The following is a 23,305-nucleotide window of genomic DNA, read 5'->3' on the forward strand; positions in this document are numbered from 1 at the left end:
CGTTTGTCTCACTCAGCAAGGTCTCGTCGTCCGACATATCGGGCGGCGCCGCGCAACCGGGATCGACGGGATTGACGGGCACAGTTCAATCCACGACTGCGACAACGAAGATTGGCGCAATTGCGGTACTCGAAAAGTCGCCTGCTGGCTGGAAGAGATGCCGGGATAGCTATTCGGGAGGAACCCAACCTGTGGGAATCGTGCTGAAGCGAGCGGCCTGTTTCCCCGCGACATATCGGTGCCCCCCGATGGCAGGAGCCTTCTCATTCCCAATTTCGCTTCCGATACCTTGCAGATCGCACCGATCTGAATGACCGTGTGCCCGCACGACCCGCTTAAACGAAATTCAGCGCAATACCGCCGAGCGGGCCATAGTCGACATGAAACGTATCGCCCGCGCGCGCAGGAATGGGACTCGTGAACGAGCCGCTGAGGATCACATCGTTCGCATTGAGCGCTTCGTCATAAGGGGCGATCTTGTTCGCGAGCCACGCGACGCCCGTTGCCGGGTGATTGAGCACGGCAGCGGCAAGACCGCTCTCTTCGACAGCGCCATTCTTGTAAAGCAACGCGCCGACCCAACGCAGGTCGACACCCAATGGACGTACGGGACGACCGCCCATCACGATCCCCGCATTCGCCGCAAAGTCGGAAATCGTATCGAAGACCTTGCGCGGCGCTTTAGTCTCGCGATCGAACTGCTCGATACGCGCGTCGATGATCTCGACGGCGGGCGTCACATAGGCCGTCGCATCGAGTACGTCGATGAGCGTCACGCCCGGCCCTTTGAGCGGCCGCGCGAGAATGAACGCCAGTTCCACTTCGACACGCGGCGCGATGAAGCGATCGGCGCGAATGTCCTGGCCGTTTTCGATGAACATGTAGTCGAGAAGCGGCGCGTAGTCCGGCTCGTCGATCTGCGACGATCGCTGCATGGCACGCGACGTCAAGCCGATCTTGCGTCCCTTGATCACGTGGCCTTCCGCCAGCTTCATCTTGACCCATTCGCGCTGGATCGCGTAGCCGTCCTCGATTGTCATCTCGGGATAGGCAGCAGAAAAGTGCCGCAATTGCGTGCGCGTTTTCTCGGCCTGGTCGAGTTTCGCGGCGAGTTCGCGGATAGTCGTCTGGTCTAACATGTCGAGTTCCCGATGATCACACTCAGCTCTTCATCAACCTTGTAGCCGCGCGTGCAGATTGTTGTGTTTCCAGGTGCCCGCTTCGCTGAACTCATTGATCTCCAGTGAAAGCGCCAGCCCGTGTTTGTCGAATGCATCGGCAAAATGCTGCTTGATGACGTCGAACAACGCGTCGCCAGTCGCCGTCTTTGCACTCTCCGAGCGCCCCGCGCCGATCTTCAGGTTCGCATGCAGAAACGCGGCGTCCGGCCTGCCGTCGGCAATGCAGTACTGTTCGCAACGCACCGCGCGCACGCGTATTCCACCGAGCGGATAGACGCGTTGATCGTTCTCGCGTTGCGCATCGAGACATTGCGCGAGCTTCCGGCAAAGCGTTCCGATGCTGTCATCATTCGCCAGATTGGCGCTGTATTCGAGCGTGAGATGCGGCACGTCAACTCTCCCTTGATCGATCAGGCAGGCAGCGGCGTCACGGGAAAGATCGCATTGATCTGTCCTGTGCCCGAGCTACCGAAATAAGGCGTCACGACTTCAACCTTGCCTTCATAGCGATCCCAGCCGAGTGCGCCGAGCAGCATCGCGGTGTCGTGCATACCGCCCTCGCCCCAGCATTTTTCGTTATAGAGCGGCAGCATGCCGCAGAACGTTTTCCACTCGCCCTTTTCCCACAGCGACACCACATGCCGGTCAGTCTGTTCGAGAAACGGGTCCCACACCTTGTGCATGAATTGCTCGGCCGTGCCGTTGTTCGCGAAGTGATGGCTCAGCGAGCCGCTGGCGAGAATCGCAACCGTCCCGTCATAGCGCTCCTCGATAGCCTTGCGCACGGCGAGCCCGAAGCGCGCGCTGGTCGGCAGGTCGTGCCACATGCACCAGCCGGCGACTGATATCGTCTTGAAGCGCTGATCCGCATTCATGTAGCGCATCGGCACCAGCGTGCCGTATTCGAGTTCGAGCGAGGTCTCGCTATGCGGGCGGCTTTTCACGCCCATTTCATTCGCGACTTCGGCGATCAGCTTGCCAAGCTGCACGTTGCCGGGATACGCATAGGCCATGTTGTTGATGAAATGCGGCAGTTCGTTACTCGTATAAACGCCTTCGAATTGCGGCGCGCAATTGATGTGGTATTCGCTATTCACCAGCCAGTGCACGTCGAACACGATGATCGTATCGACGCCGAGTTCGCGGCAACGACGTCCGATTTCATGATGTCCGTCGATCGCAGCCTGGCGGCAGCCTTTGTGCGGGCCATCCAGTTCCGACAAGTACATCGAAGGCACGTGGGTCACTTTGGCGGCCAGTGCGAGCTTGCCCATCGCGTTCTCCTTTCCCATCCAGATGGCTGAAACGCGCGTCGAACGGAAAGATCAGACGCCCCAGCGCGGAATATGATGCGAGCCGAGCGATACGCAAATGTTCTTCGGTTCGAGAAACACTTCATAACTCCAGGTGCCGCCTTCGCGTCCAACGCCCGACGCCTTCGTGCCGCCAAACGGCTGGCGCAGATCGCGCACGTTCTGGCTGTTCACGAAGCACATGCCTGCTTCGACAGCGGCCGCCACGCGATGCGCGCGGCCCGTGTTCTCGGTCCACACGTAGCTGGAGAGCCCATATGAAATATCGTTGGCGAGGCGTATCGCTTCGGCTTCGTCGTCGAATGGAATCAGGCATGCGACTGGCCCGAAGATTTCTTCCTGCGCGATACGCATGCGGTTATCGACATCGACGAACACGGTCGGCGTGACGAAGTTGCCGCGCTTCAATGCAGCCGGCAGAGACGGCGCGTCGAGTCCACCGCATGCGAGCGTCGCGCCTTCTTTCGGACCGAGCTCGATATAGCTGCGTACTTTCGCCAGATGCGCCTGGCTGATCATCGGGCCGATGATCGTCTGCTCGCTGAGCGGATCGCCGACGCTCAAACGCTTCGCACGCTCGATGAACCGTTCCGCGAATGTCGCGTAGATCGACTTCTGCACGAGAATGCGCGAACCTGCCGTGCAGCGTTCGCCATTGTTCGAGAAGATCATGAACACCGCGGCATCGAGTGCGCGTTCGAAATCCGCGTCGTCGAAAATCACGAATGGCGACTTGCCGCCCAGTTCCATCGAGAACTTTTTCAAACCCGCTGTCTTGACGATCCGGTTGCCCGTCGCGGTCGAGCCGGTAAAGGAAATCGCCTGCACGTCAGGATGCGCGACGAGCGGCTCGCCGGCATCCTTGCCGTAGCCATGCACGACATTCAGCACGCCCGCAGGAATGCCCGCTTCCAGCGCGAGGTTGCCGAGCATCGACGCCGTCAGCGGCGACAGTTCGCTCATCTTCAACACGGCTGTATTGCCGAATGCAAGACACGGCGCGACTTTCCATGTCGCCGTCATGAACGGCACATTCCACGGCGAAATCAGCGCGCACACGCCGACGGGATGAAACAGCGTGTAGTTCAGATGCGAGTCGGTCGGGTACGTATGACCGTCGACGCGCGTGCACATCTCGGCAAAGTACGTAAAGTTGTCGGCGGCACGCGGCACCAGTTGCTTGCGCGTTTGCGAAATGGTTTGCCCCGTATCGCGTGTTTCCGTATCGGAGAGTTCCGGCACGTGCTTCGCGATCAACTCACCGAGCTTGCGCACGAGTTTCGCCCGTTCGCTCGCAGGTTTGGCGGCCCATGCGGGAAACGCGTCTTTCGCGGCACGCACGGCGGCGTCGATATCTTCCGCCGTACCGCTCGCGACTTCGGCGAGTACTTCCTGCGTGGCCGGGTTCACTGTTTCGAAGTAATCGCGCGCTGCCTTCGGTTTGCCGTTGATCAGATGGTCGATTCGCATGGCGAGTCCTGAATAGTCAAACGCGGTTGAAGTCCGCGTCGGAAACGATCGTGTTGACGAGACGGCCCAAACCGTCTATTTCGCAGACGACTTCATCGCCCGCATTCACATTGACGACGCCCTCGGGCGTGCCCGTCAGAATGATGTCGCCGGGTGCGAGTGTCATGAAGCTGCTGAGGTACTCGATCAGCGCGGGAATGTCTGTCACCAGATCGCGCGTATTGCCGTTCTGATGCAGCGTGCCGTTCACATACGTGCGCAATTCGAGTTGCGCGACATCGGAGATATCGGCGGCATCGACGAACCAGGGGCCGAGAACCGTGCCGCCGTCGCGGTTCTTCACGCGCAGATTCGGCCGATAGTAGTTCTCCAGATAATCGCGAATCGCATAGTCGTTCGCGATCATATAGCCGACCACGTAGTGCATCGCGTCGTCGCGCGTCACCTCTTTCGCCGGCCGGCCGATCACGACGGCAAGCTCGCACTCGTAGTGCATGAACGTCACGTCGGAAGGACGCCGTGTGACGCCGCGATGACCGATCACACCGCCCGCGCCCTTGAGAAAAACGAGCGGCTCGTCCTGTTTCGAGAATTGCAGTTCCTTTGCGTGCTCCGCGTAATTCAGTCCGAGCGCGAAGATCGTGCCGGGCTGAATCGGCGCAAGCCAGACGACTTCGTCCTCGCGGCACACACGGCCATCGGCGAGACGCACGCCATATTCGTGCGGATACGCTTCATGAATCGCGCCTGCGTAGGCAACACGGCCGCGCATCATCGTCCGCCTCCTTCTTTTGCCGTCATCGAGAAACGCAGCGGCAGCCAGTCGCCAATCGCAATGCTGATTTGGTCGCCCGCGTGCGCGATCGGCACACCATGCGGAACGCCCAGCGTCAGCACGTCGCCGGGCGCGAGCGTCATGAAGTCGGTAACGTCGGCAATCAGGCGCGCGACGTTGCGAACGAAGGTCGACGTGTTCGCCATGAACGGCGCTTTGCCTTCGATACTGATTGCGACGCGCAGCGCATCGGGATCGACCACATGCCGACGCGCGACAAGGGCAGGACCCATCACGCAAAAACCATCGCGCGCACGGAATCGCACCGAGGGCCGATAAACGCTTTCGTGAGGCACGCACAGGTCGGCCACGATCGTGTAGCCCGCGACATACGAAAGAGCGCTCTCGACGCTGACACGGCAAGCCGTACGCCCGATCACGACACCGAGCGAGCCGCCCACCTGCACGCCTTGTTCATCATCCGGAACAACGACCTTTGCACGATGACCGGCGAACGTATTGCGCGGCTTCACATACAGCACGGGTGCTTTCGGCGGCGCTTTATAAGGCGCCGCGTTGACCGCGTCTCCGAGTGCATCGAGCGCGGCGCGATCGTTCAACAGCGTTCCGTAGACCGTGCCATCCACGGGCGCCCTGCATGCCGTTCCACTCGCAAGCAATGCGCCCACGGTCTGCGCATCGACGTCACGTGCGAACGGCTCGGCTTCCAGATGAATCCGGTGATCGTCGAGTGCGAACATGGGCTGCCTGTATCCGTCATTCACTAATATCTTAGTAGTATTCGCGCCGTGCTCTTCCCGGTCAAGCGCATTGGCTTCTTGCGCGGGTTTTCCCTGGCGCAACGCCTCCAGGCGCCCGGCGCCGAAAAAAGAATGAGAAAAACTGGTATGACCAGTGTTCCACCGGGTCGACAAGTCGCCTGGAACCCGGAACAATGGACACCAAGTCATATATAAGACTGGACCTCGCGTGCACGTTTGCAGTGCGCGCGGACGTCGGCTGACATGTGCATGCGCGGCTTGCGGCCGGTCTGTCGGTGGTATTCACTTCAATCGTTTCAGGAATCGCAACATGCAGACAAAATCCGTGCTGACGGTCGCCGAGTCGACGAAAATCATCGAAGCGGCGCGCGCCGAAGCCGAACGCAACCAGTGGGCCGTCACGATCGCGGTGGTGGACGACGGCGGCCATCTGCTGTCGTTGCTGCGCCTCGACAACTGCGCGCCCGTCGGCGCCTACATCGCGACGGATAAAGCCCGCACCGCCGCGCTCGGCCGCCGCGAATCGAAGCAGTACGAGGACATGATCAACAACGGCCGCACCGCGTTCCTGAGCGCGCCGCTGTCGGGCACGCTGGAAGGCGGCGTACCCGTTGTGGTAAATGGTCAGGTGGTCGGCGCCGTCGGTGTTTCCGGCGTCAAGGCCGATCAGGATGCGCAAGTGGCAAAGGCCGGTGCCGCGGCCGTTGCCAGCCAAGCGAACGGCTGAACGCCGCGCTAACAAGAAAAATTTGCCCCCCGAATTTGCCACTCTTGGAACAGCCATGACTCAATTGACCCAACGCGGCGGATTGCAGGTCGCCGCAAACCTCGAACAGTTCATCGAGAAGGAAGCCCTGCCTGGAACCGGTGTCGATAGCGCCGCGTTCTGGGCCGGTTTCGATGCCCTCGTGCACGATCTCGCGCCGAAGAACCGCGCGCTGCTCGCCGAACGCGACCGCCTGCAGGTCGAACTGGACACATGGCATCGCGCGAATCCGGGCCCGGTGCGCGATCTGCGCGCATACCGCGGCTTCCTCGAAAGCATCGGCTATATCGTGCCGACGCCCGCCGGCGTGAAAGCGACGACCGACAATGTCGACCGCGAAATCGCCGAACAGGCGGGCCCGCAGCTCGTCGTGCCGCTGTCGAACCAGCGTTACGCGCTGAACGCCGCGAACGCGCGCTGGGGCAGCCTGTATGACGCGCTGTACGGCACCGATGCGATCGACGAAACCGACGGCGCGGAACGCACCGCGAAGTTCAACCCGGTGCGCGGCGCGCGCGTGATCGCATTCGCGCGCAAGTTCCTCGACGACGCCGCGCCGCTCGCGAATGCCTCGCATAAGGACGCAACGGGCTATCGCGTCGAGAACGGCAAGCTGAGCGTTGCGCTGAAGAATGGCACGGCCGCGCTGCAGGACGAAGCGCAATTCATCGGCTATCAGGGCGACGCGAATGCGCCGACGGCCGTGCTGCTCAAACACAACGGCCTGCACTTCGAAATCCAGATCGACGCCGACGACTCGATCGGCAAGACCGACCCCGCGCACGTCAAGGACGTGCTGATGGAAGCGGCTGTCAGCACGATCATCGATTGCGAAGACTCGGTGGCCGCCGTCGATGCCGACGACAAGGTACTGCTCTACCGCAACTGGCTCGGCCTGATGGTCGGCAATCTGACGGAAGAAGTGACGAAGGGCGGCAAGACCTTCACGCGCCGCCTGAACGCGGACCGCGAGTATCAAGGCGCGAACGGCCAGCCGGTGAAGCTGCATGGGCGCTCGCTGCTGTTCATCCGCAACGTCGGCCATCTGATGACGAACCCGGCCGTGCTCGACCGCGACGGCAACGAGATTCCCGAAGGCATTCTCGACGGCGTCGTCACGACGCTGTGCGCGCTGCACGACCGCACGCACAAGCTCAATTCGCGCACGGGCTCGATCTATATCGTCAAGCCGAAGATGCATGGCCCGGCTGAAGTCGCGTTCGCGAGCGAGCTGTTCTCGCGCGTCGAAGACCTGCTCGGCCTCGCGCGCAACACGATCAAGATGGGCATCATGGACGAGGAGCGCCGCACCAGCGTGAACCTCGCCGCATGCATCGGCCAGGCTGCGGAGCGCGTCGCGTTCATCAACACGGGCTTCCTCGACCGCACGGGCGACGAGATGCACAGCTCGATGGAAGCGGGCCCGATGATGCGCAAGGGCGATATGAAGTCGAGCAAGTGGATCGCCGCCTATGAGCGCAGCAACGTGCTCGTCGGCCTCGCGGCAGGCCTGCGCGGCCGCGCGCAGATCGGCAAGGGCATGTGGGCGATGCCCGACCTGATGAAAGCGATGCTCGAACAGAAGATCGCGCATCCGAAAGCAGGCGCGAACACGGCATGGGTGCCCTCGCCCACGGCCGCGACGCTGCACGCGCTGCATTATCACCAGGTCGACGTGCAGGCCGTTCAGAAGGAACTGGAGCGCACGGATTTCGCCGGCGTTCGCGATGAACTGCTGGACGGACTGCTGACGATTCCCGTCGTCGAACGCGCGCAATGGAACGAGCAGGAGATCCGCAGCGAAGTCGAGAACAACGCGCAAGGCATTCTCGGCTATGTGGTGCGCTGGATCGATCAGGGCGTCGGTTGCTCGAAGGTGCCGGACATCCACAACGTCGGCCTGATGGAAGACCGCGCGACGCTGCGCATTTCGAGCCAGCACATCGCGAACTGGCTGCGCCACGGCGTGATCCAGCCGGAGTTCGTGCGCGAGACGATGGAGCGCATGGCAGCCGTGGTCGATCAGCAAAACGCAAGCGACCCGCACTACAAGCCGATGGCGCCGAACTTCGATGGTTCGATCGCGTTCAAGGCCGCGTGCGCGCTGGTGTTCGAAGGTTGCGCGCAGCCTAGCGGTTACACGGAACCGCTGCTGCACAAGTTCCGTTTGCAATTGAAGGCAGCAGGCAAAGCGTAATTTCACGCGTTTAGTCGCTGCACGAAGTCAAAACGCCGGCCGGGTCTTTCGAGATCCGGCCGGCGTTTCTGTTTTCAGTGGCACAGCTCTTCGAGCCGCATGCCGTTCGTCTTAGGCCCGAATCCGCCGATCGAAATCATCACCACGAGCATGCACGCCGTAATCCCGACGAACACGCCCGCCACGCCGAACTCACGCAACAGATGCGCGATCATGAAACCCGACATCATCGCGCCGACGCGGCTCGCGGAATAAACGATCCCATTTGCGCGGCAACGGATGCGCGTCGGAAACAGCTCGGCCTGGTACGCGTGATAGCACACGGAAATGGTCTGCCCCGCGAGGCTGATGAGCACGCCCAGCACGATCAGCGGCATCACCGTTTTCACCTGGCCGAACATCAGCCCGAACACGACGACCGCAAACGCGGAACCGACGATCAGCCATTTGCGCTGCACCTTGTCGGCGAACAGCATCGCGAGCAATGGCCCGCAAGGCAGCGCAATCGCGATGATGAACGAATACAGCAGGCTCTTCGTCACGGTGATGCCCTGACCGATCAGCAGCGTCGGCACCCAGTTCGCGAACCCGTAGTAACCGATCGCCTGGCAGAAGTTGAACACGATCAGCATGATGAGGCGCGACCGGTACGGCGGCTGCCACAATTCCGCTAGCGATGCGCGGCGATGCACGGGTTGCTCGACGACGGGCAGCGGCGCGGGTAGCGCACGGCCCGTCTGCTCGATAGCCATCTCCTCCATCTTTCTGACCACGCGCTCGCCTCGCTCGACGTGTCCGTGACTGGCGAGCCAACGCGGACTCTCCGGCACGACGAGCCGGATGAACCACACGATCACCGCGCCAGCCGAGCCCAGCAGCACGACCCAGCGCCAGCCGTCGATACCCGCCAGCGTAACCGGCACGAGCCAGTACGAGAGAATCGCGGCGGCGGGCGCGGCAGCGAACATCACGGCCTGATTGAACGCCATCGCGCGGCCCCGCATATGCTGGGGTACGAGTTCGGTGATATAGCTGTCGATCGTCACGATCTCGATCCCCACGCCGATTCCCGTGATGAAGCGCCACAGGATCAACCCTTCCGGCGAGGTCTGAAACGCCATGATCGCGGAGCCGATCGAATACCACAGCAGCGAAACCGTGAAGACCTTGCGCCGCCCGAAGCGGTCCGGCAACCAGCCGAAGCAGAACGTGCCGACGAACAGGCCCGCAAACGTCGATGCAATGAATCCCGCAATGCCCTGAAGGCCGAAGAACGATTCCGTCGTGGTCTTGAGCAGCCCGCTCTTCGCCATGCCCGGCGCGATATAGCCGGTGAAGATGAGGTCGTAGACCTCGAAGAAACCGCCGAGCGAAATCAGCAGCACGAGCATCCATAGATGCCGCGTGACGGGCAAGCGGTCCATCCGCGCCGACAACGCCGCAGCCGCGCGCAAATGGGTCTGTGCATCGGAAGGCGCAAACGGGGGATTGTCTGCGGTGATAGTACGCTGCATGAATGTCTCCTGAAGTTCACCATCGGTCTTTAATTAGTTCGGATACCTGATGGTTGATGATTCGTTCGCGTCTTTGCTTTCTCGCCTGCCAGACGTTCAGGCGGCCGCCCTGCCCGTCAGCCGCGCCAGAATCTCCTGCGTATGCTCGCCGACCTTCGCCAGTGCCTGACGCACGCCGGGGCGGCGACCGCCCATCGTCAGCGGAAGCAGCACGACTTCCGTGGTGTCGCCGTCGTCGGTCTGCATCGGCACGAGGCCGCCGCTTTGCTTCAGATGCGGATCGTCGAACAGTTGATCGGGACGCACGATCGGCGCGTAAGGAATGCCCGCCGCTTCCAGCTTCGGCGCGAGTTCGTCCACGCGGTGGTGCTCAAGGATCTCGCCGAGCCGCGCGAGCAGTTCAGGACGCACGGCGACACGCATCGCGTTGTCCGCGAAGTGCGGTTCATCGGCGAGATCGGGGCGACCGATCACGTCGCAGAGCGTGACGAACTGCTTGTCGCTCACGGCGCCGATGAACAGTTGCTCGTCATTCGCCAGCGTGAACACGTCGTACACGCTCCATGCCGAGACGCGCGACGGCATCGGCGGCGGCGCTTCGTGCGTCATCGCGTATTGCTGCATATGCTGACCAGCGAGAAACACGCAGTTCTCGAACAGCGCACTTTGCACTTCCTGTCCGCGCCCCGTGAAATCGCGCTCGCGCAGCGCTGCCAGCACGCCGATCGCGCCGAACATGCCGCCCATGATGTCGTTGACCGACGTACCCGCGCGCAATGGCCGCCCCACCGGCCCCGTCATGTATGAGAGCCCGCCCATCATCTGCACGACTTCATCCAGTGCGAGACGCTTTTCATATGGCCCCGGCAAAAAGCCCTTGTGAGACACGTAAATCAGGCGCGGAAACTTCTTCGACAAGGTGTCGTAGTCGAGCCCGAGTTTCGTCATCAGGCCGGGCCGGAAGTTTTCGAGCATCACGTCGCACTGACCGATCAGTTCTTCGGCGGCTGCGTGGCCTTCGGGCGTGTTGATATCGAGCACGACGCTCTTCTTGTTGCGATTGAACGTGCGGAAAAAGCCGATGCCGAGCCCCGGCAGCTTGCGCGTCTTGTCGCCGCCTGGCGGCTCGATCTTGATGACCTCTGCGCCGAGATCCGCGAGGATCATCCCGCACGTCGGGCCCATGACCATGTGAGTGAATTCGACGACGCGCACGCCGTCGAGAGGCAGTCGAGTGGAAGTGCTCATGGTGGCCCTCAGGCAATAGCAGTGTGATTGGCAAAGGTTTTGGGCAAGCCCGCGCGCCACAGCGAGCCGTGCAGCGTTTCGTCCGGCAGCCACAGCGCGACCTTCGCGCGCAACGCGAGAAGCCGTTCGATATCGATGCCCGTTTCAATGCCCATGTCCGCGAGCATGAACGCGAGGTCTTCGCTCGACGCGTTGCCGCTCGCGCCCGGCGCATGCGGACAGCCGCCGATGCCCGCGAGCGTGGCATCGAAGCGAGCAACGCCCGCCTCCAGCGCCGCATAGACGTTCGCGAGCGCGAGGCCGCGCGTGTCGTGAAAATGGCCGCAGCAGAAGCGCCCGCCCGCGATGCGCCGCGCTTTCTCGAACAGATCGCGCACGGCGGCAGGGCTCGCGTAGCCGACGGTATCCGCGATGCTCACGACATCCGCGCCCGCATCGAGCAGCGCCTGCATGCAGCGCAGCACCTCGGACTGATCGACGGTGCCTTGAATCGTGCAGCCGAACGCGGTGCCGATGCCGCCTTCGATCAGCGTCTTCGAACCCGAAGCGTCGCGCGCGGCACGCATGCGCGCGACTTCCGCGATCACTTCATCGGGCGTCTTGCGCAGGTTCGCAACGCTATGCGCGTGGCTCGCGGACAGCGGCACGAGCATCAGGTCGGCGTGTGAATCGATGGCGCGCTCGGCGCCCTTCAGATTCGGCACGAGCACCGACACGCGCAACTCCGGCAGCGTCTTCGCAAACGCGACGAGTTCCGCCGTGTCCGCCAGTTGCGGCAACAGACGCGCGGGCACGAAGGAACCGACTTCGATTTCGCGCTGACCGGCTGCATATGCATCGGCGATCCATTCGATTTTCCGATGCGTCGGCAGAAGGGTCTGGATGCTTTGCAGCCCGTCGCGCAAGCCGACTTCGCGGATCACGACGCTCGATGGGAATGGGGGCATGGAAGGTGTCTCCAGGTTTGCGTGCCGGTCGTTGTGAGTGCCGGCGTTGTGCTAACTTTAGACATTCCATCCGATACATAAAGCGCTATTTTGGAAGCGCCAGGTTTCCGAACGGGAAACCCACAAGGAGACACCGCGAATGCGCGACATCGATCTGAAAACCTTGCGGCTGGTCGTGGCCGTGTGCGAGCACAAGAACATGGCGCGCGCCGCGCACGACGAGCACATCGAGCCGTCCGCCGTCAGCAAGCGGATCGCGCAACTGGAAAGCGACCTCGGCGTGCCGCTCTTCACGCGCTCGCGACGCGGCGTGCAGCCCACACCCGCGGGCGTCGCGCTGCTCGAACATGCGCGCAACATGCTGTTCACGATGGACCGGATTGCGAGCGACGTCGCCGCATTCGGCAGCGGCCTGCGCGGCAGCGTCAGCGTGTGCGCGTCGGCATCGGCGATTGCGGAAAGCCTGCTGGACGACGTCGCGTCGTTCATGAGCATGCCCGCGCACGAGAACATCCGCGTGCATGTCGAAGAGTGGCTGTCGCACGATCTGGTGCGGCGCTTGCGCGAAGGCACCGCGTCCGTCGGTGTGTGCTGGGACAACGTGGATCTGGAAGGACTCGAGCATCGGCCGTATCGCGAGGACCGGCTTGCGCTCGCCGTGCATCCCGAACATCCGCTGGCGAAGCGTTCGACGCTCCGCTTCACGGAAACGCTCGGGTACGAGCACGTGGGACTGCCGCCGACCACCTCGGTGCACATGATGTTGCAGCGCGCCGCGGCGCGCGCGGGCGGCACGGTGTCGTACAGGGCGGTGGTGTCGAACTTCGACGCCGCGTTTCGCGTGGTGGCCGCGAAGCTCGGCATCAGCGTGATTCCGCAGGTGGTCGGCGACACTTACGCGCACATTCTGAACGTGCGTGTCATTCCGTTGACGGACGAATGGGCGAAGCGGAATTTCGTGGTGTGCTTTCGCGATTTCGAATCGCTACAGCCTGCCGCGCAACGCATGGTCGATCATCTCGTCGAGCGGGCGCAGCGCACGCATGCGCCAGCTTAAAGCGCGAATCAGCGCGCGGTCCGCGCCGCGACAGCGGGCCTTGCGGCGGGCGAAACATCGAGCCGTCTGAACACGAGCGCCGACAACAGTGTGATCACGCCGACGCAGACAAAGCTCAACATGAACCCCGTCGATGACGACCCAGCGCCCGCGGAAAACAGGTTGACGAGCCCTCCGCCGATCGACACGCCCATCGCGATCGCCAGCATCTGCACCATCGAAAACAGGCTGTTGCCGCTGCCCGCGTCCGCATGCGACAGGCCCTTGAGCGTCACACTGTTCATCGCGGCGAACTGCATCGAGTTGGCCGCGCCGAACACGGCGAGCAGCGTGATTTCCAGCAACGGCGTCGACTGTTTCGACACGAGCGCGAACGCAACGATCGTCGAGCCGACGATCACCGTATTGACGAGCAGAAACGCCGAATAGCCGAAGCGCTTGATGAGCGGCGCGATCCATTGCTTCGACACGGTGCCCGCGATGGCGGCGGGCAGCATCATCAGCCCGGAACGCAGCGGCGAATAACCGAGCTGCACCTGCATCAACAGCGGCAGCATGAACGGCACCGCGCTCGATCCGATCCGGCACAGCAGGTTGCCGACCAAGCCGACGCTGAAATTCGGTTCGCTGAATAGCGCGAGCCTGAACAGCGGCCGCTCGCTCGAACGTGCGTGCGGAATGTAGGCCAGCGCTGCGACGACACCCGCCAACGCGAGACCCACGGACCATTCGACACGATAGGTGCTCATTGGCGGATCGATCGCGAGCGACAGCAGGATCATCGCGAGCGACAGCAGCCCGCAGCCGATGAAATCGAACGGCGGCGGATGGCTTGCATTGTCGTGCGGCAGGAAGCGCTGCACGGCGATCAGGCCGATCGCGCCGACGGGCACGTTGACGAGGAAAATCCAGTGCCACGAGATGGCTTGTGTGAGCCAGCCGCCCAACGTCGGCCCGACGATCGGCCCGACCTGCCCCGCAATCGAAACGAACGCGAGCGCCGAAACATACTGCTCGCCCGGCACGCTGCGCAACACGGCGAGCCGCCCGATGGGCAGCAGCATCGAGCCGCCGACGCCCTGCAGCACGCGCGCGATCACGAGTTGATCCAGCGTGTGCGCGCCCGCGCAGCACACCGAGCCGAGCACGAACACGAGAATCGCGGCGAAGTACACGCGGCGTGTGCCGAAGCGGTCAGCGAACCAGCCTGAGGCGGGCGTGAGAAGCGCCATCGTCAGCGAGTACGAGACGACGACCGGCTGCATGGCGAGCGGCGATGCGTGAAGGCTTTGCGCCATCGAAGGCAGCGCGGTGTTGACGATGGTCGTGTCGAGCGCCTGCATGAAGAATGCAGCAGCGACGATCCAGAGCAGCGCGGTATGTGAGGAATCGCGGGTCATGATGAAGTTCGGAGAGGCACGACGCAAGCCGCTGAAACACGGTGTCGCGATCGCATAGCCTCGGAAACGGGCGTTTCGCCGAACCGGCGATCAGGCCGATTCGTCCAGATGCAGCGATCATGGTATCGATTTCACCAGCAATCGGGAAGTCACCTGAAAGCATTGACTGTCATCGCCAATGCCGATGACAATGCCGCATGCTCAATCCTCTCTGGCTCAGGACGTTCGCCACCGTCACCACCTGCCGCAGCTTCACCGAAGCGGGCAAGCGGCTCGGCCTGAATCAGTCGAGCGTCAGCGAACACATTCGCCGCCTCGAAGAGAGCGTCGGCAGACGGCTATTCGTGCGCGACACGCATTCGCTCGCGATGACCGCCGACGGCGAAGCGCTGCTCGTGCATGCCAACGTGATCCTGCAGGCCATCAATCGCGCCGAATCGCAGTTCCGCAAACCGAGGCTGAAGGGGCGCGTGCGCCTGGGCACATCCGACGATATCGCGCTCGGTGCATTGCCGAACGTGCTGGCCGCATTTCGCGCGGCCCATCCCGATGTGGAACTGGAGATCAGCATCGGCATGACGAGCCGCCTCTATGAACTGCTCGATGCCGGTTCGATCGATCTGCTGGTCGGCAAGCGGCGCCTGGGCGAGCGACGCGGCACGCCGCTGCTGCGCTCGCGGCTCGAATGGATTGCGCGGCCCGGCACGGTCGTCGATCTCGAACAGCCGTTGCCGCTGGTGCTCGTCGCGGAGCCGAGCGTGACACGCGCCGTCGTGCTGAATGCACTCGCCGAAAAAGGTTTCGGCTGGGAAGTGGTGTGCACGAGCAGCAGCCACGCGGGCTGCATCGCCGCCGCGCGCGGCGGCCTGGGATTGACGGCGAAATCGCAATACGTGTCCGCGCGCGGGCTCGCGCCGCCCGTGAACAGCGCGAGCCTGCCCGCACTGCCCGACGTCGAATTCATTGCGCTGGGCGCAAAGCGCCTCAGTCAGCCAGCAGGCACGCTGCTCGAGTTGCTGCAAAGCAGCGATCTGAGCGGCGAATGGATGAGCGAATAGCGGCGTTCGCGTGCTGTCGATTCGTCTATCGACGCCCCTTTGTCGTCAACGCGTCGAAGTCGATCGACGTCAGCTCGCCGATTCTTTCGATCGTAATGTCAGGGTCCGGGTACTTCGCGATCTCCTTGGCATCGAGCGCGTAGTGGCCCTGACGCGGGAAGATCGTCGTCAGCCGGTCGCCCCATTGCTCTTTCATCGCGGTGAGGATGCGCAGCTTGTCATCGACCATCACATAGTGGCGCGCGGGGTAATGCGCGATCACGTCGTTGAGCATCAGCTCCTTGTGAATGTAGATCAGCACGCGTCCTTCGACTTCGTCCCACAGGCCCGAGCGCGAGACCTTGCGCGGCTGGAACACGACGTCGCCATCGGAGAGAATCGCCGTCTTGCCGAACCCGCTCGCATAGCGCAGCGCATCGAGCGCGCCTGGGAATACGCGGTTCGCAAACGGATAATCGATCAGGTAGCACGACATCAACAGAAGCTGCGTGTCGTCGTGGTGCTCGTTTCGATAGCGCTGCAATGCGCCAAGATAGTCCGCATAGCCGAGCTCGCTGCGTAGATTTTCGAAGATCTCCCAGTAGCGCGCACTATTTTCTTCGCCGAACTGCCGCGTCATGTGCGTGCGCAGATCGGTCAGCACGTGATCGTTGTCGAGCAGCGTGTTATCGACGTCGAACAGAAAGACAACGTCGTTGTTTGATGGTGTGTTCATTCACGTTACCTCGCCTCGGTCGTCTGTGCCCGTCGAGCACGGTGGACGGCGCGGCGCCAGGGCACGGATGCGGCCCACGACGCGTCGCCGTTTGCGCTAAGAGCCGCGAAGCGCGATGAAGTTCGCGACGGCCGGTATGCGCGATCAGCGCAAAGACTAGCACTGTCGATCGACGCGCGCCGCCGATGGTGCGTGAAGGCGTTGTGCAGCCGCCTTTTGGCGGGTTGGCGCTTGCATCTGTGGGGAATCGGGTATATCCCCGTGGGCCTGTAGACCGCGGTTTGGGCGGCAGCCCTGGTGGGCGTCGGTGGCGGCAGACAGTTAGTTGCGAATGTTCGGGCAACACGCGCGGGCACAGACGACGTTCGTCACCGCCCGATCGCCCGGCCTACACTGTCTCCATGGCTTTACACCGGCCGCTTCCTGAAAGGAGATGTGCGATGGCCATGTCCCCTACCGTCAGTTACCTGCGGCTCTATGCCGACCGCGTTGGCGAATCGCATTTCGAAGCGGCATTCATCGAAACGATTACACGTAACTTCGCGCCGCCCGCACCGGCCTTCAACGTTTCAGGATTCGTACCCGCCGTACGGAATGGCTTCCTGGTGGTACCTGCCGAATGGATCGGTGATCTGCATCCATCTCCGCTTCGCATGTGGATATTCGTTCTCGACGGAGAGATGGAATTCGAGGCGACAGATGGAGAGCGGCACTGCGTGCAGGCCGGCGATGCGCTGCTTCTCGAAGACACAACCGGACGAGGACATCGAAGCCGTGTGATTGGCGACACGGCTGCGAAACTTGCAGTCGTTGAACTCGAACCGGCTCGTGAACAGTGACGTATCCGCCGGTTAGCGCGCGTTAACGACGTCAACAAACACGCTAACCGGCCACGAAACGCTCTTCGGACGAATCATCACCGATTCGCGTATCGGCGTCTGCGTCGATCGAATCGCGGTCATTCGCGAGACCTTTGCTGCGTCGCCAACTGGCAGGCGGCATGCCGAATTCCCGCTTGAACGCGCGATTGAATGCAGCCTCCGATTCATACCCGACCTGCTCGGCCACTGCCGCAAGCGTCTGGTTTCCGTCGCGCAAGGCCTGCGCTGCGACCTGCAGGCGCCATCGAGCGAGGTACTGCATGGGTGGCTGGCCGAGCAGTTCCGTGAAGCGCTGCGCAAGCGCCGAACGCGAGAGACCGACCTTGCGCGCGAGCTCTTCGACGGTCCAGCCATAGGCGGGCTGCGCATGCAGCATGGCGAGCGCGCGGCCGACGAAGCGATCGCCTACGCCCGCCAGCCAACCCTTGCGATCGGCCGGCAGCGTCTCGATGCAACGCTGCACCGCCTTCACGAACAGCAACTCCGAAAGCCGTGCGAGCACGATCGCGCTACCCACGCGCCAGTCCGCTGCTTCGCTGGCGGCCAGTTTCAGCGACGATTCGAGCCACGCCGATTGCGGATCGTTGCGCATGTCGACCTTGAAGATGCGCGGCAGTGCCGACAGGACCGGATTCGTCAGCGAATCGTCGCAAGCAAGAAAGCCGCAGATGATCCGCGTATGCGCGCCACCGCCGCCGTAATTCAACGTCATCACTTCACCCGGTGAAGTATTCAGGTACTTCGACATCAGGTCGCCTGAAGGCGCGGGCTCGATGTCGAGTGCACTGCCCATCAGATGCGCCTCGCCTTGCGGCACGACGAGCAGTTCTCCCGCATCGACACGCATGGCAGAAGCTGGATCGTCGACGAGCGCAGCCCAACAACTGCCTTCCGTGATGAGGTGATACGAAACGATACGTTCAGCGCGTGGCAGGAACGTGGCGCACAAATCCGACGTGACTTCCCCGACCACACACCAGGGTGCGGTTAAGTCGGCGTTTAGATACACCGCCCCGCCGAGACGCACCACGCGAAGGACATCTGAGAAAGCATCCATGACAGCGCTCATCAGTTTCGGCGTCCTGCGCAAAACATCTGGACGCCTGGTCATTCCTCGATCCTGCCTGCGTGCCGATACTAGCACTCAGCCATTCTGCAATAAAGAACGATGAAGCGCTCATGAAACGTCAAACGCGCGGACACCGCTCTATCCGGAGACAAACATGAGTCACATGGATATCTATCGAGGCCAATGCTTTTGCGGCGCCGTGCAGTTCACGTTGAGTGGAGAGCCCGCGGGAATGGGCTATTGCCATTGCGAGTCGTGCCGACGCTGGTCCGCCAGCCCGGTCAATGCATTCACGCTGTGGTACCCCGGCGCGCTGCACGTCACGCATGGTGCCGAGGACATCAGCACCTACAACAAGACACCGCACAGTTATCGCAAGTGGTGCCGGTTGTGCGGTGGACACCTCTTTACCGAGCATCCGGGACTCGGCCTCATCGATGTCTACGCCGCAGTAGTCGAAGACTTTCCGTATGCGGCGGGTGTGCACGTTCACTACCCGGAATCCGTGCTGCCGATGCACGATGGCCTGCCAAAACTCAGGGACCTGCCGAGTGAAATGGGCGGCTCGGGCATCAGCGCCATCGAGTAGCTGCCGGGCAACCGTCGCGTCTTCCGATCAATCCGATTTGCCCGTTCGCCGCGCGGGCATGCTCGCAGCAAGTATTCGCGGCGCCATCAGACACGCAGCACAACCCTGCATTTGCGTATCGCTGCACTGGACTTACAGGAGTTCTTCATGTCCGCTGTTGATTCCGCTCTCGCACCCGTTGCAGACTTCACCGCCGTCAAGGTTCGCCAACAGGCGGCCTGGTCGACAGGCAACTATGCCGTCGTCGGCACCACGCTGCAAATCGTCGGAGAGACCCTCTGCGAAGCACTCGATCTGCGTGCCGGCAGTCGCGTGCTCGACGTTGCCGCCGGCAATGGCAACGCGACCCTCGCCGCGGCGCGCCGCTGGTGCGACGTCACGTCGACCGATTACGTCGCCTCGCTGCTCGATTCCGGACGTGTGCGCGCACAAGCCGAAGGACTCGCGGTGCAGTTCGAGCAAGCGGACGCTGAAGCGCTGCCGTATGCGGATGCCTCATTCGACATCGTGATGTCGACCTTCGGCGTGATGTTCACGCCCGACCAGCAGAAAGCGGCCGACGAACTCGTGCGTGTGTGCAAACCGGGCGGACGGATTGGTCTCGCGAACTGGACGCCGGAGAGTTTCATCGGGCAGATCTTCAAGACGATCGGCAAGTACATCCCGCCGCCGGCAGGCGTGAAGTCGCCAGCACTCTGGGGCACGAAGACGCGCCTCGAAGAGCTGTTCGGCGGCAACGCCCGGAAGATCATTGCGACGAGCCGAGATTTCACGTTCCGCTACCGTTCGGCGGAGCATTTCATCGAAGTGTTCCGTACCTTCTATGGGCCGATGAACAAGGCGTTTGCCGCACTCGAAGGCGAGCCGCAGGCGGCGTTTCTACGCGACCTGATGACACTGATCGAGAGCCGCAACCGGTCGAACGATGCGACGCTCGTTCTGCCGAGCGAGTACCTCGAAGTCGTGGTGGAACGACGCTGAATCGGGTTGGACGCGGGGCGTCTGGCCGTTTCGTTCAGACACCGCGTTTCTTGTGTCAACCGGCTTCGCTGCGCTCATGCGCAGCGAAGTTCATTCCACAGTACGTCGCGACATGGATGTCTGTTTCATTCCAACTCCGCTCGGTGATCTGTCGGCCCCATCACGACGCTTCGTCCGATCCTAATCCGCAGAGACAGCTGAAAACTCCGCCAGACAAGGCTCGCAGCAATGTGGCATGGACTCTGCAAGTACCCGGCGTTCATGCCGCTACGCAATCGGTCATGCGACCGGCCAGAGGACATCATGCTCATCTATCTGTTCCAGCTGTTGAGAAAGGCGCTTGACCGCGCCGAACATAGTCGCCGTGACGCGTACCTGGCATCCGCGGTCGACATGGTCGAACTCGAACGCCGCATGCATTCGAGCGATATCGACTGAGGCGCACGCGCCGACGTCCCGATCCAACTTTCGAACTCACTGAACAACATGGACAGCACAGTCATGTCGCACGCCTTTTCCTCTCCAACGTCGGTGATCGCACTGCATTGCTCTGGCTCGGGAGCAGCGCAATGGCGCAAGCTCGGCGAAGCACTTGGCTCGCGCCACGCGTTCGTCGCGCCCGAGCACTACGGCTGCGATAGCACGGGACCATGGAGCGGCGAACGCGCATTCACGCTCGCGGACGAGGCCGCAAGGACCGTCGGCATCATCGACGCATCGCGCGGCAAGGTGCATCTCGTCGGTCACTCGTATGGCGGTGGCGTGGCGTTGCGCGCAGCCGTCGAGCGGCCCGAGCGTATCGCGAGCCTGACGCTATACGAGCCCTCGGCGTTTCATCTGCTCAAAATGATGGGCTCGTATGGAGCGCACGCGCTGGCGGAGATCGTCGCGATTTCGAAGCGCACCGCCGATGGCGTGAGCAGCGGCGACTATCGCGGCGCGGCGGCTTCATTCGTCGATTACTGGGGCGGCCGGGGCGCGTGGGAAGCACTGCGGCCTTCGGTGCAGGACGCGCTCACGCGCTGGGCACCGAAGGCGCCACTCGACTTCCGCGCGTTGCTGGAAGAGCGCACGCCCGCAAGCGCATACACGGGTCTACGTGTCCCGGCGCTGATCATGCGCGGCCAGCACGCGCCCGTTCCGACGCGCGCGATTGCCGAGCGCTTGCCGATGTTGCTGCCAGCGGCGCGCCTTGCCATCGTCGAGGGTGCAGGACACATGGGACCGCTCACGCACGCGGACAAGGTCAATGCGGCCATCGTGCGGCATATCGCGGACGCTGATGCGGCCACCTGAATGCGTCAACGTTAGTGTTGAGCGGTTGCGACCTTAAATGAAAAGCGGCGCACGCTGCGCCGCTTCTCATGTCACGAAGAGACATCCACGCTCAGGGCTGCCGCGCCTGTGCCGCCGCCGGACAATGCGGGTCCTTGCCCCAATGCCCATCGCACACGCGCCAGCGGCACAGTTGCTCTTCGAAGAAACCGTGCTGGCCACATTCATTGATGCGCTCGGCGAGTGTCGCGGTCGGATTGCCCGTTGCGCTCACCTTCTTCGACGCAACCTGGTCGGCGGGTTGACCAGGTTTGGATGAAGCCGGCTTGGTGCGCGCGACCAGTGCTGCGAGCAGATCGGCATCGGAATCGTCCTTCGGGTCCTGCTTGCCGTTCTGCTTCTTTGCGCGCGATGCGACGGCCGCTTTGCTTTCCTTCGAATGGCGCTCTTCCGCGAGCTGCCGCTTGTCGTGTTTGCCGTGCGACGCTTTCGATGCCGTGTCGGCATGCTTCGGGTTCGCGGCACTAGCAGACTTCGCAGCATCGTCTTCTTTAGCGCTCGCAACGATCGCAGCCGACGCAGGCCCTTCCGATGCGCCCGCGCCATCCGCCAACGCGCGCGACAGGCGGCTGCCGTCATCGGTCGACGCCTGGGCGCGCGGCGCGTCCTTGCTCGTATCGTCAGCGGCGACGATCGTGGCGGGCGCAGTCGCCGGCAGGGAAGCAGAAGGAGCGGGCGCGCTCGCCGTCACGCTGCTCGCGAGCGTGACGCTCGACGCCACGACCGTGGAGGCGCCGTTCGCGGCAGCCGTTGCCACCTTCTCTGCAGACGAACGATGCTGTAGCTGATAAGCACCCACGCCGCCCGCAACGATCACCAGCGCCGCCACGACGACGGGCAGCGTGCGCGAACGCTTCGGCTTCTGGTTCGCGGAAGGATCGACGCGTCCTTCGAGATTGGCAAGAATGCGCGAACCACCCGCCTGCCCGTCTTTAGCCGGCTCCGATAGCAGGCTTGGCGGGACTTTTGAGTTCGATTCAGGCGCACTCATTCACTGTCTCTTGGAAACTGGTTAATATTCGCGAGGGAAATATGTAAAAGCCCCTCCTCGGGGCACGCCTGATTCTAAGATCAAGCATTACAAAAAACAATTGCTGTGAATTTCCGGGGTCTTTCCTTTGATTGCCGTCGCACTCGTCACCTATTTCGCCATTGCTGTGCTCATTGCAGCAATCGCTCTATTGCCGCCTGTCCGTTTGACAATCTTTGGCGGCATAGCCGATTTGCATGCGCGATTCATGCGACGCGCATCGAATAACGCATTGAAAGCTAAAGCGCAATTAAGTTATTCGGCAAAAATGTCTCAAGCGACAATTGCCGATATGCAAAACTTACTGGCTCGCCGGCGCTTGCTGATTTTAACCACGACAGGTATTCTTGCGACGCCGCCATTAGTGGCCGTTGCATTGCGCGGCAAACAGTTATTCCAGTTCGATGACGTTTCCAGGTCACCGGACGAAAAAATCGCTCAATTGCTCAATGGCGAACAACTGGTGCCGCCTCCGCCGCTGCCGCCCGAAGCCTTTGCCACGCAGGAGGTCGAGCAGATCCGGCCGGCGCTGAAAGACGCGAGCCGCGACTGGAACATGCTCGACGCCGATTTCCGGACGCGTCTATTGCTCGTTTATAAAATCATGCGCGAGCAACATGGCTATGAGATGGCTTTGCTGGAGGGTTATCGGAGTCCGGAAAGGCAAAACCGTCTTGCGCAAATGGGTAGCAATGTCACAAATGCAGCCGCATTCCAAAGCTATCATCAATACGGTCTCGCGGCCGACAATGCCTTTTTGCGCGACGGCAAGATCGTCATTTCCGAAAAAGATCCGTGGGCCATGCAAGGCTACCAGTTATACGGACAAGTCGCCGAGCAAGTGGGGCTGACATGGGGCGGACGATGGAAAATGATGGACCTCGGACACGTCGAATATCACAAGCCCGGTTTCGTGCTCGGTCGCAACAGATAAAATGTTAAATCGCACTTTTGAGCCGCCAATCGAGACATGAATCGCGGCTTTTTCAATTTTATT

23 protein-coding genes are annotated in these 23,305 nt (G+C 62.1%); 10 read left to right on the top strand and 13 right to left on the bottom strand.

The window, feature by feature from the left end; genetic code table 11:
* Positions 1-335: 335 nt before the first annotated feature.
* From hpaH to PPGU16_RS36755, 6 genes are read right to left on the bottom strand one after another with little or no spacing between them, the layout of a single operon-like run.
* Positions 336-1,139, bottom strand: a complete 804-nt coding sequence (gene hpaH / locus PPGU16_RS36730) for a 2-oxo-hept-4-ene-1,7-dioate hydratase (RefSeq protein ID WP_180725726.1) — start codon at positions 1,137-1,139, stop codon at positions 336-338.
* Between the two features lie 33 nt (positions 1,140-1,172).
* Positions 1,173-1,571, bottom strand: coding sequence for a 5-carboxymethyl-2-hydroxymuconate Delta-isomerase (locus PPGU16_RS36735; RefSeq protein ID WP_180725727.1), 399 nt, complete (start codon positions 1,569-1,571; stop codon positions 1,173-1,175).
* Between the two features lie 20 nt (positions 1,572-1,591).
* The gene (gene hpaD, locus PPGU16_RS36740; protein ID WP_180725728.1) at positions 1,592-2,455 is read right to left on the bottom strand and encodes a 3,4-dihydroxyphenylacetate 2,3-dioxygenase; all 864 of its coding nucleotides are present in this window, start codon (positions 2,453-2,455) and stop codon (positions 1,592-1,594) included.
* A gap of 51 nt (positions 2,456-2,506) precedes the next feature.
* On the bottom strand, positions 2,507-3,964 hold the full coding sequence (gene hpaE, locus PPGU16_RS36745) for a 5-carboxymethyl-2-hydroxymuconate semialdehyde dehydrogenase (protein WP_180725729.1): 1,458 nt from the start codon (positions 3,962-3,964) through the stop codon (positions 2,507-2,509).
* Between the two features lie 16 nt (positions 3,965-3,980).
* Positions 3,981-4,739: a fumarylacetoacetate hydrolase family protein gene (locus tag PPGU16_RS36750; RefSeq protein ID WP_180725730.1), complete on the bottom strand. Its 759-nt coding sequence runs from the start codon at positions 4,737-4,739 to the stop codon at positions 3,981-3,983.
* Positions 4,736-5,500, bottom strand: a complete 765-nt coding sequence (locus PPGU16_RS36755) for a fumarylacetoacetate hydrolase family protein (RefSeq protein ID WP_180725731.1) — start codon at positions 5,498-5,500, stop codon at positions 4,736-4,738. Before PPGU16_RS36755 ends, PPGU16_RS36750 begins: the two co-directional genes overlap by 4 nt.
* A gap of 331 nt (positions 5,501-5,831) precedes the next feature.
* Between PPGU16_RS36755 and PPGU16_RS36760 the strand changes: the two genes are divergently transcribed.
* The gene (locus tag PPGU16_RS36760; protein WP_180725732.1) at positions 5,832-6,248 is read left to right on the top strand and encodes a heme-binding protein; all 417 of its coding nucleotides are present in this window, start codon (positions 5,832-5,834) and stop codon (positions 6,246-6,248) included.
* 55 nt (positions 6,249-6,303) lie between these two features.
* The gene (locus PPGU16_RS36765; RefSeq protein WP_180725733.1) at positions 6,304-8,484 is read left to right on the top strand and encodes a malate synthase G; all 2,181 of its coding nucleotides are present in this window, start codon (positions 6,304-6,306) and stop codon (positions 8,482-8,484) included.
* 74 nt (positions 8,485-8,558) lie between these two features.
* Here PPGU16_RS36765 and PPGU16_RS36770 read toward each other — a convergent pair whose 3' ends face one another.
* From PPGU16_RS36770 to PPGU16_RS36780, 3 genes are all read right to left on the bottom strand, one after another.
* Entirely contained in the window at positions 8,559-9,998 is a 1,440-nt protein-coding gene (locus PPGU16_RS36770) for an MFS transporter (protein ID WP_180725734.1), read from the bottom strand.
* Between the two features lie 96 nt (positions 9,999-10,094).
* Positions 10,095-11,246 carry a CaiB/BaiF CoA transferase family protein gene (locus PPGU16_RS36775; protein WP_180725735.1) on the bottom strand — a complete coding sequence of 384 codons (1,152 nt, stop codon included), beginning with the start codon at positions 11,244-11,246 and terminating at the stop codon, positions 10,095-10,097.
* Positions 11,247-11,254: 8 nt separating this feature from the next.
* On the bottom strand, positions 11,255-12,193 hold the full coding sequence (locus tag PPGU16_RS36780; RefSeq protein ID WP_180725736.1) for a hydroxymethylglutaryl-CoA lyase: 939 nt from the start codon (positions 12,191-12,193) through the stop codon (positions 11,255-11,257).
* Positions 12,194-12,332: 139 nt separating this feature from the next.
* On the opposite strand from PPGU16_RS36780, the gene PPGU16_RS36785 reads away from it, so the two are divergent.
* Positions 12,333-13,250, top strand: a complete 918-nt coding sequence (locus PPGU16_RS36785) for a LysR family transcriptional regulator (protein WP_180725737.1) — start codon at positions 12,333-12,335, stop codon at positions 13,248-13,250.
* Between the two features lie 8 nt (positions 13,251-13,258).
* Here PPGU16_RS36785 and mdtD read toward each other — a convergent pair whose 3' ends face one another.
* Positions 13,259-14,650, bottom strand: coding sequence for a multidrug transporter subunit MdtD (gene mdtD, locus PPGU16_RS36790; protein ID WP_238267995.1), 1,392 nt, complete (start codon positions 14,648-14,650; stop codon positions 13,259-13,261).
* Between the two features lie 197 nt (positions 14,651-14,847).
* Between mdtD and PPGU16_RS36795 the strand changes: the two genes are divergently transcribed.
* The gene (locus PPGU16_RS36795; protein WP_180725738.1) at positions 14,848-15,708 is read left to right on the top strand and encodes a LysR family transcriptional regulator; all 861 of its coding nucleotides are present in this window, start codon (positions 14,848-14,850) and stop codon (positions 15,706-15,708) included.
* 25 nt (positions 15,709-15,733) lie between these two features.
* Here PPGU16_RS36795 and PPGU16_RS36800 read toward each other — a convergent pair whose 3' ends face one another.
* Positions 15,734-16,423 (bottom strand): HAD family hydrolase, encoded by a 690-nt coding sequence (locus PPGU16_RS36800; protein ID WP_180725739.1) that lies wholly within the window; start codon positions 16,421-16,423, stop codon positions 15,734-15,736.
* A gap of 440 nt (positions 16,424-16,863) precedes the next feature.
* On the opposite strand from PPGU16_RS36800, the gene PPGU16_RS36805 reads away from it, so the two are divergent.
* On the top strand, positions 16,864-17,262 hold the full coding sequence (locus tag PPGU16_RS36805) for a cupin domain-containing protein (RefSeq protein WP_180725740.1): 399 nt from the start codon (positions 16,864-16,866) through the stop codon (positions 17,260-17,262).
* Between the two features lie 43 nt (positions 17,263-17,305).
* Here PPGU16_RS36805 and PPGU16_RS36810 read toward each other — a convergent pair whose 3' ends face one another.
* On the bottom strand, positions 17,306-18,361 hold the full coding sequence (locus PPGU16_RS36810) for an AraC family transcriptional regulator (RefSeq protein WP_224030987.1): 1,056 nt from the start codon (positions 18,359-18,361) through the stop codon (positions 17,306-17,308).
* Positions 18,362-18,527: 166 nt separating this feature from the next.
* Between PPGU16_RS36810 and PPGU16_RS36815 the strand changes: the two genes are divergently transcribed.
* The 4 genes from PPGU16_RS36815 (at position 18,528) to PPGU16_RS36830 (ending at position 21,239) form a co-directional block, all read left to right on the top strand.
* Positions 18,528-18,962 (top strand): GFA family protein, encoded by a 435-nt coding sequence (locus PPGU16_RS36815; RefSeq protein ID WP_180725742.1) that lies wholly within the window; start codon positions 18,528-18,530, stop codon positions 18,960-18,962.
* Between the two features lie 147 nt (positions 18,963-19,109).
* Positions 19,110-19,943 carry a class I SAM-dependent methyltransferase gene (locus PPGU16_RS36820; RefSeq protein WP_180725743.1) on the top strand — a complete coding sequence of 278 codons (834 nt, stop codon included), beginning with the start codon at positions 19,110-19,112 and terminating at the stop codon, positions 19,941-19,943.
* A 303-nt stretch (positions 19,944-20,246) separates the two neighbouring features.
* The gene (locus tag PPGU16_RS36825) at positions 20,247-20,381 is read left to right on the top strand and encodes a DUF3563 family protein (RefSeq protein WP_180725744.1); all 135 of its coding nucleotides are present in this window, start codon (positions 20,247-20,249) and stop codon (positions 20,379-20,381) included.
* A 48-nt stretch (positions 20,382-20,429) separates the two neighbouring features.
* A complete protein-coding gene (locus tag PPGU16_RS36830; protein ID WP_180725745.1) occupies positions 20,430-21,239 on the top strand; it encodes an alpha/beta fold hydrolase in 810 nt (269 codons plus the stop codon).
* A gap of 91 nt (positions 21,240-21,330) precedes the next feature.
* Here the strand turns inward: PPGU16_RS36830 and PPGU16_RS36835 are convergent, their stop codons facing one another.
* Positions 21,331-22,269 (bottom strand): hypothetical protein, encoded by a 939-nt coding sequence (locus PPGU16_RS36835; RefSeq protein WP_180725746.1) that lies wholly within the window; start codon positions 22,267-22,269, stop codon positions 21,331-21,333.
* A gap of 127 nt (positions 22,270-22,396) precedes the next feature.
* Here PPGU16_RS36835 and PPGU16_RS36840 point away from each other — a divergent pair, with 127 nt between their 5' ends.
* The gene (locus PPGU16_RS36840; RefSeq protein WP_180725747.1) at positions 22,397-23,242 is read left to right on the top strand and encodes a M15 family metallopeptidase; all 846 of its coding nucleotides are present in this window, start codon (positions 22,397-22,399) and stop codon (positions 23,240-23,242) included.
* Positions 23,243-23,305: the final 63 nt, after the last annotated feature.

Origin of the sequence: Paraburkholderia largidicola (assembly GCF_013426895.1) — a bacterium.
Classification (GTDB): Bacteria; Pseudomonadota; Gammaproteobacteria; order Burkholderiales; family Burkholderiaceae; genus Paraburkholderia; species Paraburkholderia largidicola.

Excerpts from the sequence above, each read along its gene's own strand:
- hpaH (WP_180725726.1), bottom strand. The coding sequence starts at position 1,139 with ATGTTAGACCAGACGACTATCCGCGAACTCGCCGCGAAACTCGACCAG.
- hpaD (WP_180725728.1), bottom strand. The coding sequence starts at position 2,455 with ATGGGCAAGCTCGCACTGGCCGCCAAAGTGACCCACGTGCCTTCGATG.
- hpaE (WP_180725729.1), bottom strand. The coding sequence starts at position 3,964 with ATGCGAATCGACCATCTGATCAACGGCAAACCGAAGGCAGCGCGCGAT.
- PPGU16_RS36750 (WP_180725730.1), bottom strand. The coding sequence starts at position 4,739 with ATGATGCGCGGCCGTGTTGCCTACGCAGGCGCGATTCATGAAGCGTAT.
- PPGU16_RS36755 (WP_180725731.1), bottom strand. The coding sequence starts at position 5,500 with ATGTTCGCACTCGACGATCACCGGATTCATCTGGAAGCCGAGCCGTTC.
- PPGU16_RS36760 (WP_180725732.1), top strand. The coding sequence starts at position 5,832 with ATGCAGACAAAATCCGTGCTGACGGTCGCCGAGTCGACGAAAATCATC.
- PPGU16_RS36765 (WP_180725733.1), top strand. The coding sequence starts at position 6,304 with ATGACTCAATTGACCCAACGCGGCGGATTGCAGGTCGCCGCAAACCTC.
- PPGU16_RS36770 (WP_180725734.1), bottom strand. The coding sequence starts at position 9,998 with ATGCAGCGTACTATCACCGCAGACAATCCCCCGTTTGCGCCTTCCGAT.
- PPGU16_RS36775 (WP_180725735.1), bottom strand. The coding sequence starts at position 11,246 with ATGAGCACTTCCACTCGACTGCCTCTCGACGGCGTGCGCGTCGTCGAA.
- PPGU16_RS36780 (WP_180725736.1), bottom strand. The coding sequence starts at position 12,193 with ATGCCCCCATTCCCATCGAGCGTCGTGATCCGCGAAGTCGGCTTGCGC.
- PPGU16_RS36785 (WP_180725737.1), top strand. The coding sequence starts at position 12,333 with ATGCGCGACATCGATCTGAAAACCTTGCGGCTGGTCGTGGCCGTGTGC.
- mdtD (WP_238267995.1), bottom strand. The coding sequence starts at position 14,650 with ATGACCCGCGATTCCTCACATACCGCGCTGCTCTGGATCGTCGCTGCT.
- PPGU16_RS36795 (WP_180725738.1), top strand. The coding sequence starts at position 14,848 with ATGCTCAATCCTCTCTGGCTCAGGACGTTCGCCACCGTCACCACCTGC.
- PPGU16_RS36800 (WP_180725739.1), bottom strand. The coding sequence starts at position 16,423 with ATGAACACACCATCAAACAACGACGTTGTCTTTCTGTTCGACGTCGAT.
- PPGU16_RS36805 (WP_180725740.1), top strand. The coding sequence starts at position 16,864 with ATGGCCATGTCCCCTACCGTCAGTTACCTGCGGCTCTATGCCGACCGC.
- PPGU16_RS36810 (WP_224030987.1), bottom strand. The coding sequence starts at position 18,361 with ATGGATGCTTTCTCAGATGTCCTTCGCGTGGTGCGTCTCGGCGGGGCG.
- PPGU16_RS36815 (WP_180725742.1), top strand. The coding sequence starts at position 18,528 with ATGAGTCACATGGATATCTATCGAGGCCAATGCTTTTGCGGCGCCGTG.
- PPGU16_RS36820 (WP_180725743.1), top strand. The coding sequence starts at position 19,110 with ATGTCCGCTGTTGATTCCGCTCTCGCACCCGTTGCAGACTTCACCGCC.
- PPGU16_RS36825 (WP_180725744.1), top strand. The coding sequence starts at position 20,247 with ATGCTCATCTATCTGTTCCAGCTGTTGAGAAAGGCGCTTGACCGCGCC.
- PPGU16_RS36830 (WP_180725745.1), top strand. The coding sequence starts at position 20,430 with ATGGACAGCACAGTCATGTCGCACGCCTTTTCCTCTCCAACGTCGGTG.
- PPGU16_RS36835 (WP_180725746.1), bottom strand. The coding sequence starts at position 22,269 with ATGAGTGCGCCTGAATCGAACTCAAAAGTCCCGCCAAGCCTGCTATCG.